Origin of the sequence: Pseudomonas morbosilactucae (genome assembly GCF_023241715.1) — a bacterium.
GTDB lineage: Bacteria > Pseudomonadota > Gammaproteobacteria > Pseudomonadales > Pseudomonadaceae > Aquipseudomonas > Aquipseudomonas morbosilactucae.
Genome location: NZ_JALQCW010000038.1, coordinates 1 through 12,381, shown reverse-complemented (window position 1 = coordinate 12,381; position 12,381 = coordinate 1). Strand labels below are relative to the sequence as shown.

Annotated in this window: 11 protein-coding genes and 1 pseudogene; 10 read left to right on the top strand and 2 right to left on the bottom strand. The window is 64.1% G+C overall.

Annotation, left to right across the window (positions count from 1 at the left end):
- Positions 1-29: 29 nt before the first annotated feature.
- The gene (locus M1B34_RS16440; protein WP_123335593.1) at positions 30-917 is read right to left on the bottom strand and encodes a LysR family transcriptional regulator; all 888 of its coding nucleotides are present in this window, start codon (positions 915-917) and stop codon (positions 30-32) included.
- A 124-nt stretch (positions 918-1,041) separates the two neighbouring features.
- Here M1B34_RS16440 and M1B34_RS16435 point away from each other — a divergent pair, with 124 nt between their 5' ends.
- The 10 genes from M1B34_RS16435 (at position 1,042) to M1B34_RS16390 (ending at position 11,767) form a co-directional block, all read left to right on the top strand.
- The gene (locus tag M1B34_RS16435) at positions 1,042-2,190 is read left to right on the top strand and encodes a muconate cycloisomerase family protein (RefSeq protein WP_268263612.1); all 1,149 of its coding nucleotides are present in this window, start codon (positions 1,042-1,044) and stop codon (positions 2,188-2,190) included.
- Positions 2,191-2,200: 10 nt separating this feature from the next.
- Entirely contained in the window at positions 2,201-2,491 is a 291-nt protein-coding gene (catC, locus tag M1B34_RS16430; RefSeq protein WP_123335597.1) for a muconolactone Delta-isomerase, read from the top strand.
- A gap of 52 nt (positions 2,492-2,543) precedes the next feature.
- Entirely contained in the window at positions 2,544-3,473 is a 930-nt protein-coding gene (catA, locus tag M1B34_RS16425; protein ID WP_123335599.1) for a catechol 1,2-dioxygenase, read from the top strand.
- A 163-nt stretch (positions 3,474-3,636) separates the two neighbouring features.
- A complete protein-coding gene (locus tag M1B34_RS16420) occupies positions 3,637-4,593 on the top strand; it encodes an AraC family transcriptional regulator (RefSeq protein ID WP_268265658.1) in 957 nt (318 codons plus the stop codon).
- A 586-nt stretch (positions 4,594-5,179) separates the two neighbouring features.
- Positions 5,180-6,544, top strand: coding sequence for a benzoate 1,2-dioxygenase large subunit (gene benA / locus M1B34_RS16415; RefSeq protein WP_123336097.1), 1,365 nt, complete (start codon positions 5,180-5,182; stop codon positions 6,542-6,544).
- Positions 6,541-7,029: a benzoate 1,2-dioxygenase small subunit gene (gene benB / locus M1B34_RS16410; protein WP_123335602.1), complete on the top strand. Its 489-nt coding sequence runs from the start codon at positions 6,541-6,543 to the stop codon at positions 7,027-7,029. Before benA ends, benB begins: the two co-directional genes overlap by 4 nt.
- A gap of 10 nt (positions 7,030-7,039) precedes the next feature.
- Positions 7,040-8,053, top strand: coding sequence for a benzoate 1,2-dioxygenase electron transfer component BenC (benC, locus tag M1B34_RS16405; RefSeq protein WP_268265657.1), 1,014 nt, complete (start codon positions 7,040-7,042; stop codon positions 8,051-8,053).
- 87 nt (positions 8,054-8,140) lie between these two features.
- The gene (locus M1B34_RS16400; RefSeq protein ID WP_268265656.1) at positions 8,141-8,914 is read left to right on the top strand and encodes a 1,6-dihydroxycyclohexa-2,4-diene-1-carboxylate dehydrogenase; all 774 of its coding nucleotides are present in this window, start codon (positions 8,141-8,143) and stop codon (positions 8,912-8,914) included.
- A 249-nt stretch (positions 8,915-9,163) separates the two neighbouring features.
- The gene (locus M1B34_RS16395) at positions 9,164-10,492 is read left to right on the top strand and encodes an MFS transporter (RefSeq protein WP_268265655.1); all 1,329 of its coding nucleotides are present in this window, start codon (positions 9,164-9,166) and stop codon (positions 10,490-10,492) included.
- Positions 10,493-10,555: 63 nt separating this feature from the next.
- Entirely contained in the window at positions 10,556-11,767 is a 1,212-nt protein-coding gene (locus tag M1B34_RS16390) for a benzoate/H(+) symporter BenE family transporter (protein ID WP_268265654.1), read from the top strand.
- On the opposite strand, the pseudogene M1B34_RS16385 reads toward M1B34_RS16390, so the two are convergent.
- Positions 11,752-12,240: pseudogene (locus M1B34_RS16385) on the bottom strand (methyl-accepting chemotaxis protein); the annotation flags it as partial. The gene M1B34_RS16390 and the pseudogene M1B34_RS16385 sit on opposite strands and share 16 nt — an antisense overlap.
- Between the last annotated feature and the right edge of the window lie 141 nt (positions 12,241-12,381).

Genomic DNA, 12,381 nt, shown 5'->3' with positions numbered 1-12,381 from the left:
CCGTGGCGGGTCGCGATTAAACGCCGGGCTCAGGTTCGGCCGGCGCGCAGTTCGTCGATCATCCGCAGGCAATGTTCCAGCCCGGGCGAGCCGTCGCCGACCCGGCGGCTGAGGATGATGGGGGAGGTGGCGTTGCTTTCCAGCAAGGGGCTGAAGCCGATGTCATCGCGGTGCAGCACCTGCACCGAGGCCGGCACCAGGGTGATGCCGATACCGGCGCCCACCAGGCCGATGGCGGTCTGCAGCTCATTGGTCCACTGGGCAATCTTGATGTTCAGGCCGTGGGCGCCGAACAGCGCGATCACATGGTCGGCATAGCTGGGCCGTGGGTTGCCGGGGTACAGCACAAAGGGCTCTTCGGCCAGTTGCGCCAGGGTCACCGGTTGCCCCAGCAGCGGGTGGCCGGCGGGCAGGGCGGCCACCAGGCGATCCTCGGTCAGCACGCGCTGGACGATGGCCGGGTCGTCGATGTGAATGCGCCCGAAGCCAATGTCGATACGCCCGGCCTTGAGGGCTTCGACTTGTTGCAAGGTGGTCATTTCCGAGAGCCCGAGTTCCAGCTCCAGGCCCTCGTTGCCGCGCAGGCGGCGGATCAGTTGTGGCAGCACCCCGTACAGCGTGGAGGGCGCAAACCCGATGCCCAGCCAGGTTTTTTGCCCTTGGCCGATGCGCCGGGTGTTGTCGCAAACCTTGGTCAACTGCTCCAGCAGCACGCTGGAATGGTCATAGAAAAACCGCCCGGCCTCGGTTAGCCGCAGCGGTCGGCCGCGCTCCAGCAACAGCACCCCGAGTTCGTCCTCCAGTTGCTGGATCTGCCGGCTCAAGGGCGGCTGGGCGATGTGCAGGCGCTCGGCGGCGCGGGTGAAGTTGAGGGTTTGCCCCAGCACCTGGAAGTAACGCAGATGACGCAGCTCCATGCAGCCTCCGATGAGATTTGTGAATACCTTTAAGGTATCGAGCCAGATCAATTCTATATTGGAACCTCGGAAAAAGCCGGAACAGAATCGGTTCCATAACTTCAAGAACCTGACGGGTATGGACATGCTTGCTTCCGCCATTGAATCGATCGAAACGATTATCGTCGATCTGCCGACCATCCGCCCCCACAAGCTGGCCATGCACACCATGCAGAACCAGACCCTGGTGCTGATCCGCCTGCGTTGCGCAGACGGTATCGAAGGGATTGGCGAGTCCACCACCATCGGTGGCCTGGCTTACGGCAACGAAAGCCCCGACAGCATCAAAACCAACATCGACCGTTTCTTTACCCCGCTGCTGGTCGGTCAAGACGGCGCCAACATCAACGCCGCCATGTTGCGCCTTGAGCGCAGCATCCGTGGCAACACCTTCGCCAAATCAGGTATCGAAAGCGCCTTGCTCGACGCCCAGGGCAAACGCCTGGGGTTGCCGGTCAGCGAGCTGTTGGGCGGCCGCGTGCGGGATGCCTTGCCCGTGGCCTGGACCCTGGCCAGCGGCGACACCGCCAAAGACATCGCCGAAGCCGAACAGATGCTCGACCTGCGCCGCCACCGCATCTTCAAGCTGAAGATCGGCGCCGGTGAAGTGGACCGCGACCTGGCCCACGTGATCGCGATCAAAAAAGCCCTGGGCGACCGCGCCAGCGTGCGGGTCGACGTCAACCAGGCCTGGGACGAGGCCGTGGCCTTGCGGGCCTGCCGCATCCTCGGCGGCAACGGCATCGACCTGATCGAACAACCCATCTCGCGCAACAACCGTTCGGGCATGGTTCGCCTCAACGCTTCGAGCCCGGCGCCGATCATGGCTGACGAATCCATCGAATGCGTGGAAGACGCCTTCAACCTTGCCCGCGAAGGTGCGGCGTCGGTGTTCGCCCTGAAGATCGCCAAAAACGGCGGCCCCCGCGCCACCCTGCGCACCGCGGCGATTGCCGAGGCAGCGGGCATCGGCCTGTACGGCGGCACCATGCTCGAAGGCGGCATCGGCACCCTGGCCTCGGCCCATGCCTTCCTGACCCTGAACAAGCTGAGTTGGGACACCGAGCTCTTTGGTCCCTTGCTGCTGACCGAGGACATCCTTCAAGAGCCACCGGTCTACCGCGACTTCCAACTGCATGTGTCCACGGCCCCAGGCCTGGGCTTGAGCCTGGACGAGGAGCGCCTGGCGTTCTTCCGCCGTGACAAAAACACCCCCACCCTTCATCACGTCTGAGGAGAGCGTCATGCTGTTCCACGTCAAGATGACCGTGAATCTGCCGGTCGATATGAACCCCGAACGCGCCGCCCAGCTCAAGGCCGACGAAAAGGCCCTGGCCCAGCGCCTGCAACAGCAGGGCAAGTGGCGGCACCTGTGGCGCATCGCCGGCCTGTACGCCAACTACAGCGTGTTCGACGTCGACAGCGTGCAAGAACTGCACGACCTGCTGATGCAATTGCCGCTGTACCCGTACATGGCTATCGAAGTCGATGCGATGTGCAGGCATCCTTCGTCCATTCATGAGGATGACCGCTGAGCCCGTGCCAGCCCGTTCAACACTCTAATAAATACAAGATGAGGAATTAATCATGAACGTCAAAATCTCCCATACTGCCGCCGCCCAGCAGTTTCTCGAAGAGGCCAGCGGCCAGTTCACCGAAGGCGGCAACCCACGGGCCAAGGCGATCATCTACCGCATCCTGCGTGACTCGGTGAACATCATCGAAGACCTGGCAGTGACCCCGGAAGAATTCTGGAAAGCCGTCAACTACCTCAACGTGCTGGGTGCGCGCCAGGAAGCCGGTTTGCTGGTGGCCGGCCTGGGCCTTGAGCACTACCTGGACCTGCTGATGGACGCCGCCGACGAACAGGCCGGCAAAAGCGGCGGCACCCCGCGCACCATCGAGGGCCCGCTGTACGTGGCCGGCGCACCCCTGAGCCAGGGCGAAGCGCGCCTCGACGACGGCGTCGACCCGGGCGTGGTGCTGTTCATGCAGGGCCAGGTCAAGAACACCGCCGGCGAGCCATTGGCCGGGGCCATTGTCGACGTGTGGCACGCCAACACCGGCGGCACCTATTCCTACTTCGACGGCAGCCAGTCGGAGTTCAACCTGCGCCGGCGCATCGTCACCGACGCCGAGGGCCGCTATCGCTTCCGCAGCATCGTGCCGTCCGGCTACGGCTGCCCGCCGGATGGCCCGACCCAGCAACTGCTGGACCAATTGGGTCGCCACGGCCAGCGCCCGGCGCACATCCACTTCTTTATCTCGGCGGACGACCATCGTCACCTGACCACCCAGATCAACCTGGACGGCGATCAGTACCTGCACGACGACTTCGCCTACGCCACCCGCGACGAGCTGATCGCCCAGATCACCTTCAGCGAAGACCCGGCGCGGGCCCAGGCACTGGGCGTCAGCGGGCGCTTTGCCGAAATCGAGTTCGACTTCACCCTGCAGTCGTCGGCCCAGCCTGAAGAGCAGCAGCGCATGGAGCGAGTGCGCGCCCTGGAAGACTGATAAATGATGTGCTGATGTTTCCAACCACGGGATGACCTAGCGGCCGTCCCGTGGTTTTTGGCATTGTGGCAAGCGTTGTAAAACAGTGTTTAAAAGCGTTGCGTGATAAGCCAGCGGTGGCGATCGATCACCGTCCGATAATAACAATCAGAGTGACCGGGTTATGGAAACGCATCTGTTGAGTGAGCGCAGTCGGGTGTTTGTGCAGGCCGACCCCTACGCGGTATCCGGCTATGTGAACCAGCACGTGGGCAATCACTGCATTCGCCTGCCCAAGTCCGGCAGCCCCCAGGCCAGCCTCAATCACCGCCAGTTTGCCAGCCTCGACTTGTGCAGCATCAGTTACGGCGGCAGCGTGCGTGTAACCTCGCCGGCCCTGGAAACCATCTACCACCTGCAAGTTCTGTTGCGCGGCCACTGCCTGTGGCGCGGCCATCAGCAGGAACATTACTTCGCCCCGGGCGAACTGTTGCTGATCAACCCCGATGACCCGGTGGACCTGACCTATTCCGACGATTGCGAAAAATTCATCATCAAGATGCCCACCCGCCTGCTGGAGTCGGTGTGCCAGGAACAGCGCTGGCTGTACCCGGGGCAGGGCGTGCGCTTTTTGGAAAACCGCTACCAGTTGCATGAGCTGGAAGGCTTTATCAACCTGCTGAGCATGGTCTGTCGCGAGGCCGAGGCGGCCGAGTGCATGCCCAAGGTCCAGGAGCATTACGCGCAGATCGTGGTCAGCAAAATGCTCAGCCTGATGAAGACCAACGTCCGGCGCGCAGGCCTGGGTTCATCGTCGGCGACCTTCGAGGCGATTGCCGACTACATCGAGCGCAACCTCAAGCAAGACATCGGCTGCGAAGAGCTGGCGCAACAGGCGCAAATGAGCCTGCGCTCGCTGTACGGCCTGTTCGAGCGCAACGCCCAGACCACCCCCAAGCACTACATCCGCCAGAAGAAGCTGGAGCGGGTCCACGCCTGCCTGCGCGACCCCAGCAGCCACGTGCGCAACGTCACCGAACTGGCCATGGACTTCGGCTTCCTGCACCTGGGGCGCTTCTCGGAAAACTACCGCAAGCAATTCGGCGAACTGCCCTCCGACACCCTCAAACGCCGCCACTGACCCCACGCTCCCGTAGGTGGCTCGCCAGCGATAGCGTCCCGGAAGCCGCCATCGCCGGCAAGCCGGCTCCTACAATGGTTCTGCGAGCTAGCCCCTGTAGGAGCTGGCTCGCCAGCGATAGGGCCCGCCAGCCCAACACAACGCTCAAGACCGCCATCGCCGGCAAGCCGGCTCCTACAACGGTGTTGCGGGCTGGCCCCCTGTAGGCGCTGGCTCGCCAGCGATGAGGCCCGCCAGCCCAACACAACGCTCAAGACCGCCATCGCCGGCAAGCCGGCTCCTACAACGGTGTTCTGGGCTGCCCCCCTGTAGGAGCTGGCTTGCCAGCGATAAGGCCCGCCAGCCGAACACAACGCTCAAGACCGCCATCGCCGGCAAGCCGGCTCCTACAATGATGTTGCGGGCAGGCCCCCCTGTAGGAGCTGGCTTGCCAGCGATGAGGCCCGCCAGCCCAACACAACGCTGAAGACCGTCACCACCCGGCACCTTGCAGAAAACGGATAGTGGTCTGCACGCAACGGATATTGTCCCTTCAACCCCCGCCCTAGCATGAGCCTGCCTGATAAAAACAATGGAGGCGGCGGCCATGTCCCTGCGACCCGAATACCTTCACTCCCTGCTTGAAGAAGATAAAGAGCAAGGCGTCTACCGTTGCAAGCGGGAGATGTTCACCGACCCCCGGCTGTTCGACCTGGAGATGCAACACATCTTCGAAGGCAACTGGCTGTACCTGGCCCACGAGAGCCAGATCCCCAACAACAACGATTACTACACCACCACCATGGGCCGCCAATCGATCTTTATTGCGCGCAACAAGGACGGGGTGCTCAACGCCTTTCTCAACGCCTGCAGCCACCGCGGCGCCATGCTCTGCCGACACAAGACCGGCAACAAGTCGTCCTACACCTGCCCGTTCCATGGCTGGACCTTCAACAACTCCGGCAAGCTGCTCAAGGTCAAGGACCCGGCCGCCGCAGGTTACCCGTCGAGCTTCAACTGCGAAGGCTCCCACGACCTGACCAAGGTGGCGCGTTTCGAGTCCTATCGCGGCTTCCTGTTCGGCAGCCTCAAGGCCGATGTGGCGCCACTGGTGGAGCACCTGGGCGAGTCGGCGAAGATCATCGACATGATCGTCGACCAGTCCGTCGACGGCCTGGAAGTGCTGCGCGGTTCGTCCAGCTACATCTACGAAGGCAACTGGAAGCTCACCGCCGAAAACGGTGCCGACGGCTACCACGTGAGCTCGGTGCACTGGAACTACGCCGCCACCCAGAACCAGCGCAAGCAGCGCGAGGCGGGTGAAGACATCCGCACCATGAGCGCCGGCAGCTGGGCCAAGCAGGGCGGTGGTTTCTACTCCTTCGACAAGGGCCACATGCTGCTCTGGACCCGCTGGTCCAACCCCGAAGACCGCCCGCTCTACGAGCGCCGCGACGAACTGGCCCAGGACTTTGGCCAGGCCCGCGCCGACTGGATGATCGAGAACTCGCGCAACCTGTGCCTGTACCCCAACGTCTACCTGATGGACCAGTTCAGCTCGCAGATCCGCATTGCCCGGCCGATCTCCGTGGACCGCACCGAAATCACCATCTACTGCATCGCGCCCAAGGGCGAAAGCGACCACGCCCGCTCCAGCCGCATTCGCCAGTACGAAGACTTCTTCAACGTCAGCGGCATGGCCACCCCCGACGACCTGGAGGAATTCCGTTCCTGCCAGATGGGCTACCAGGGCAGCACCAGCGCCTGGAACGACATGTCCCGCGGGGCCGAGCACTGGGTCGAAGGCCCGGACGAGGCGGCGAAAGAGATTGACCTGCACCCGATCCTCAGCGGCGTGCGCACCGAAGACGAAGGCCTGTTCGTGATGCAGCACAAGTACTGGCAGGAAACCATGCTCCGCGCCCTGGCGGCCGACGAGTCCCGCAAGATCGCCGTGGAGGCCGTGCAATGAGCCTTTCCTACGACGCCGTGCGCGACTTTCTGTACCGCGAGGCCCGCTACCTGGACGACAAGGACTGGGACAGCTGGCTGGAACTCTATGCCCCCGACGCTACCTTCTGGATGCCGTCCTGGGATGACAACGACGAGTTGACCGAAGACCCACAGCGGGAAATTTCGCTGATCTGGTACGGCAACCGTTGCGGCCTGGAAGACCGGGTGTTCCGGATCAAGACCGAACGCTCCAGCGCGAGCATTCCCGACACCCGCACCTCGCACAACCTGAGCAACATCGAGCTGCTGGAACAGGCCGACGGCCTGTGCACGGTGCGCTTCAACTGGCACACCCTGAGCTTTCGCTACAAGACCGTGGACAGCTACTTCGGCAGCAGTTTCTACACCTTGGATGTGCGCGGCGACAACCCGCTGATCAAGGCCAAGAAAGTCATCCTGAAGAACGATTACGTTCGCCAGGTCGTCGATTTCTACCACCTCTGAGGCGACTGCCATGACCCATCAAATCGCACTCAACTTCGAAGACGGGGTGACCCGTTTCGTTGCTGCCAACGCCGGGGAAACCGTGGCCGACGCAGCCTATCGTCAAGGCATCAACATCCCCCTGGACTGCCGCGACGGCGCCTGCGGCACCTGCAAATGCTTTGCCGAGGCCGGGCGTTATGACCTGGGCGAGGAATACATCGAAGACGCCTTGACCGCCGACGAGGCCGAGCAGGGTTTTGTCCTCACGTGCCAGATGCGCGCCTTGAGCGATTGCGTGGTGCGGGTGCCGGCCTCGTCCGACGTCTGCCGCACGGCGCAGGCGACCTTCAGTGCCAGCATCAGCGCGGTGCGCCAGCTCTCCGACAGCACCATCGCCCTGTCGATCAAGGGCGAGTCCCTGAGCAAGCTGGCGTTTCTGCCGGGGCAGTACGTCAACCTCGGGGTGCCCGGCAGCGAGCAGACCCGGGCCTATTCCTTCAGCTCCCTGCAGCGCGACGGCGAGGTCAGCTTCCTGATCCGCAACGTGCCCGGCGGGTTGATGAGCAGCTTCCTTACCGGGCGGGCCTTGGCCGGCGACAGCATGACCCTGGCCGGCCCTCTGGGCAGCTTCTACCTGCGGGACATTCGTCGGCCGCTGTTGCTACTGGCCGGCGGCACCGGCCTTGCGCCGTTTACCGCGATGCTGGAGAAAATTGCCGAGCAGGGCAGCGAGCATCCGTTGCACCTGATTTACGGCGTGACCAACGACTTCGACCTGGTGGAGCTGGACCGCCTGGAAGCCTTTGCCGCGCGCATCCCCAACTTCAGCTTCAGCGCCTGCGTGGCCAACCCCGAGAGCCAGCACCCGCTCAAGGGCTACGTGACCCAGCACATCGAACCCCGGCACCTGAATGGCGGGGATGTGGATGTGTACCTGTGCGGCCCGCCGCCGATGGTCGAGGCCGTGAGCCAGTTCATCCGCGAACAAGGCATCGCCCCGGCGAACTTCTACTACGAGAAATTCGCCGCCAGCGCCGCCTGAGCCCATATCGCCGTTGTAGGAGCCGGCTTGCCGGCGATGAGGCCCGCATCCACACCCAGCTCCTCAACCCTAACCCCCGAGGTCGCCATGAACCGCTTCCCAAACAAAGTCGCCCTGGTCACCGGCGCCGCCCAAGGCATCGGCCGGCGTGTCGCCGAGCGCCTGGCCGAGGAGGGCGCCAGCCTGATCCTGGTGGACCGCTCCGAACTGGTGTTCGAACTCCAGGCCGAACTGGCCGCCCAGTACCCGGTGCTGGCCCTGACCGCCGACCTTGAGCAATACGCCGAATGCGAACGCGTCATGGCCGCCGCTGTCGAGCGTTTCGGCCGCCTCGACGTGCTGGTCAACAACGTCGGCGGCACCATCTGGGCCAAACCCTTCGAGCACTACGAGCCGGCGCAGATCGAAGCCGAAGTCCGCCGTTCGTTGTTCCCGACCCTGTGGTGCTGCCACGCCGCGCTGCCGTTCATGCTGGAGCAGGGCAGCGGCGCCATCGTCAACGTTTCGTCCATCGCCACCCGCAGCATCAACCGCGTGCCCTATGGCGCGGCCAAGGGCGGGGTGAATGCCCTGACCGCCTGCCTGGCCTTCGAAACCGCCGGGCGCGGCGTCCGGGTCAATGCCACCGCCCCCGGCGGCACCGAAGCGCCGCCACGACGCATCCCCCGCAACAGCGCCGAACAGAGCCCGGAAGAGAAAGTCTGGTATCAGCAGATCGTCGACCAGACCCTCGACAGCTCCCAGATGAAACGCTACGGCACCATCGACGAACAGGCCGCGGCGATCCTCTTCCTGGCCTCCGACGAAGCCTCCTACATCACCGGCATGGTCATGCCCGTAGGCGGTGGCGACCAAGGCTGACCCCCTATGTAGAAGCCGGCTTGCCGGTGCCCGCTTGCCGGCGATGAGGGCCTTGGATGTTGCATAGGCCTTGAGGGCGCCATCGCTGGCAAGCCAGCTCCTACAGGGGGCAGGGTGTTGCAGGGGGTTTGTAGGAGCCGGCTTGCCGGCGATCCGCCACGCCAAGGTCCCCCTGAATCAACCCCCAACCTCAACCCCCAAACAACACGTCCACCCGGTCTCTAAAAACAACAACAAGAGTCAGATGCCATGCGAAAAATAGACAGCAATACCCTGATCGACGAGGCGCGTTTCAACGCCTTCCACTGGCGCGTGCTGTTCTGGTGCGCGCTGATCATCATCTTCGACGGCTACGACCTGGTGATCTACGGCGTGGTGCTGCCGGTGCTGATGCAGGAGTGGGGGCTGACCCCGCTGCAGGCCGGGACCCTGGGCAGCTACGCGTTGTTCGGCATGATGTTCGGTGCGCTGTTTTTCGGTTCGCTGTCGGACCGTATCGGGCGCAAGAAGGTGATCGCGGTCTGCGTGATCCTGTTCAGCGGCTTTACCGTGCTCAACGGCTTTGCCCGCAACCCCACGGAGTTCGGCATCTGCCGCTTTATCGCCGGCCTCGGCATCGGCGGGGTGATGCCCAACGTGGTGGCGCTGATGAGCGAATACGCGCCGAAGAAAATCCGCAGCACCCTGGTGGCGATCATGTTCAGCGGCTATTCAGTGGGTGGCATGCTGTCGGCCAGCCTGGGCATTGTGCTGCTGCCGAATTTCGGCTGGCAGTCGGTGTTCTATGTGGCGGTGATTCCCTTGCTGCTGTTGCCGCTGATCCTCAAGTTCCTCCCGGAGTCGGTGGGCTTCATGCTGCGTCAGGGTCGGGAGGAAGAGGCGCGGCAGGTGTTGCAGCGCATCGAACCGAGCTTTGTGCCGCAAGCCGGCGACGTGTTCATCAAGGCCGCGCTCAAGGCTCCGGGCACGCCGGTGGTGCAGCTGTTTCGCGATGGCCGGGCCCTGAGTACCTTGATGCTCTGGGTCGCATTTTTCTGCTGCCTGTTGATGGTCTACGCCCTCAATTCCTGGTTGCCCAAGTTGATGGCCAGCGCCGGTTATGGTTTGGGGTCGAGCCTGATGTTCCTGCTGGTGCTGAACTTCGGGGCGATCTTCGGCGCCGTGGGCGGTGGCTGGATCGGTGATCGGCTGAAGCTGCAAAAAGTCCTGGTGGCGTTCTTTGTGGTGGCGGCGCTGTCCATCAGCCTGCTGGGCTTCAAGAGCCCGACGGCGGTGCTTTACGGCTTGATCGCGATTGCCGGCGCCACCACCATCGGCACGCAGATCCTGGCCTATGCTTGCGTCGCCCAGTTCTACCCGATGGCCATGCGTTCCACCGGCCTTGGCTGGGCCTCGGGCATCGGGCGCAGCGGGGCGATTGTCGGGCCGATCCTGGGCGGTGCCCTGGTGGGCATCCAGTTGCCGTTGCACTACAACTTCATGGCTTTCGCCATTCCCGGTGCGGTGGCGGCCCTGGCCATGTGTTTTGTCTATCAGCGCCCGGCTCGGACTCAGCCCCTGGCCGAGGCCAGCGCCTAGCCCGTTACAGGGCGGTGCGGCGAGCACGGATGCCGCCGCGCCGCCCGCGGTTTTGGAGTGAGCATGAACAGCCTGTTCAAGGACTTTTCCCTGTCGGCCGTGGTGGCCGGCTTTATCGCCACGCTGATTTCCTACGCCGGGCCCCTGGTGATTATCTTCCAGGCGGCCAAGGCTGCCGGTTTGCCCGAGGAGGTGCTGGCGTCCTGGGTCTGGGCCATTTCCATCGGCAGCGGCGTACTGGGCATCGTCCTCAGCCTGCGCTTCAAGGTGCCGGTGATCATCGCCTGGTCGGCGCCGGGCTCGGCGTTGCTGGTGGCGCTGTTGCCGGGCATCAGCCTGAATGAAGCGGTGGGCGCCTACCTGGTGGCCAGTGCGTTGATTCTGCTGGTGGGGCTCTGCGGTATTTTCGACAAGGTCATCGGCAAGCTGCCGGCGGCGATTTCCGCAGCGATGCTGGCGGGGATCCTCTTCAGTTTCGGCACCCAACTGTTCCGTTCCATGGCCGACAAGCCGCTGCTGGTGGGGGCCATGTTCGCCACTTACCTGCTGTTCAGGCGGGTGTTGCCGCGCTACGCGGTGTTGGCGGTGCTGCTGGTGGGCTGCGGTATTTCCCTGGGGGCCGGGGAGATCCAGCAGTCGGCCCTGGTGATCGGCCTGGCCACGCCCCATTGGATCAGCCCGGCCTTCAGTTGGCATGGGCTGTTCAACGTGGCGCTGCCGTTGGTGGTGGTGGCCCTGACCGGGCAATTTGTCCCGGGCATCGCCGTGCTGCGCAACGACGGCTATCAAACCCCGGCCAGCCCGATCATCGCCAGCACGGGCCTGGCCAGCCTGGTGCTGGCGCCGTTCGGCTGCCACGGCCTGACCCTGGCGGCGATCACCGCGGCCATCTGCACCGGACGCGAGGCCCATGCCGACCCGGCCAAGCGCTACATGGCCGGGGTCATGGGCGGGGTGTTTTACCTGGTGTTGGGGATCTTCGGCGCGACCCTGGTTTCCCTGTTCAGCGCCTTCCCCCGGGAGCTGATCGCGGCGCTGGCGGGCTTGGCGCTGTTCGCGGCCATTGGCGGTGCCTTGAGCGGTGCCATGGCGGTGCCCCATGACCGCGAGGCCGCGCTGATCACCTTTCTGGTCACGGCCTCGGGCATGTCTTTGTTCGGCTTGTCGGCGGCGTTCTGGGGGCTGATCTTCGGCCTCGCTGCCCACGCCGTGCTGACCCTGCGCCGCCCACGGGTAGCGGCGGCCGCAGTGGAAAGGGTTCAGACCCGGAACTGATCCGCCAGGCGCAGTTGCTGGGTCGCCAGGTCGTTGAGCTGGATGCTGACCTGGGCCGATTCGTCGGCCTGGCCGCTCAGGGTTTCGGTGACCTGACGGATCGCCGCCACGTTGCGATTGACCTCTTCGGCGACCACGCTCTGCTCCTCGGCGGCGCTGGCGATTTGCAGGTTCATGTCGCTGATCACCAGCACCGCCTGGCTGATGCGCTGCAACGCCGCCACCGCATCCTGCACTTGGCTGGCGCTGTCCTGGGCCTGGCTGTGGCTGCTGTGCATCGACGTCACCAGGGCCTGGGTACTGCCCTGGATCTGCTCGATCACCCCGCGAATCTGCTCGATGGAATCCTGGGTGCGCCGCGCCAGGTTGCGCACCTCATCGGCCACCACGGCAAAACCGCGTCCGCTTTCCCCGGCCCGGGCGGCTTCGATGGCGGCGTTCAGGGCCAGCAGGTTAGGTCGTTCGGCAATGGCCGCGATCACGGTCCAGCACCTTGCCGATTTCCCGTGACTGCCTCGGCCACGGGTCGTGCACTTGCTGCAGGGCCTGCCGACATCGCCTGCCATACATGGCCTGGATCGAATCCAGGGTCTCGATCAACCCGGGCTGCCCGT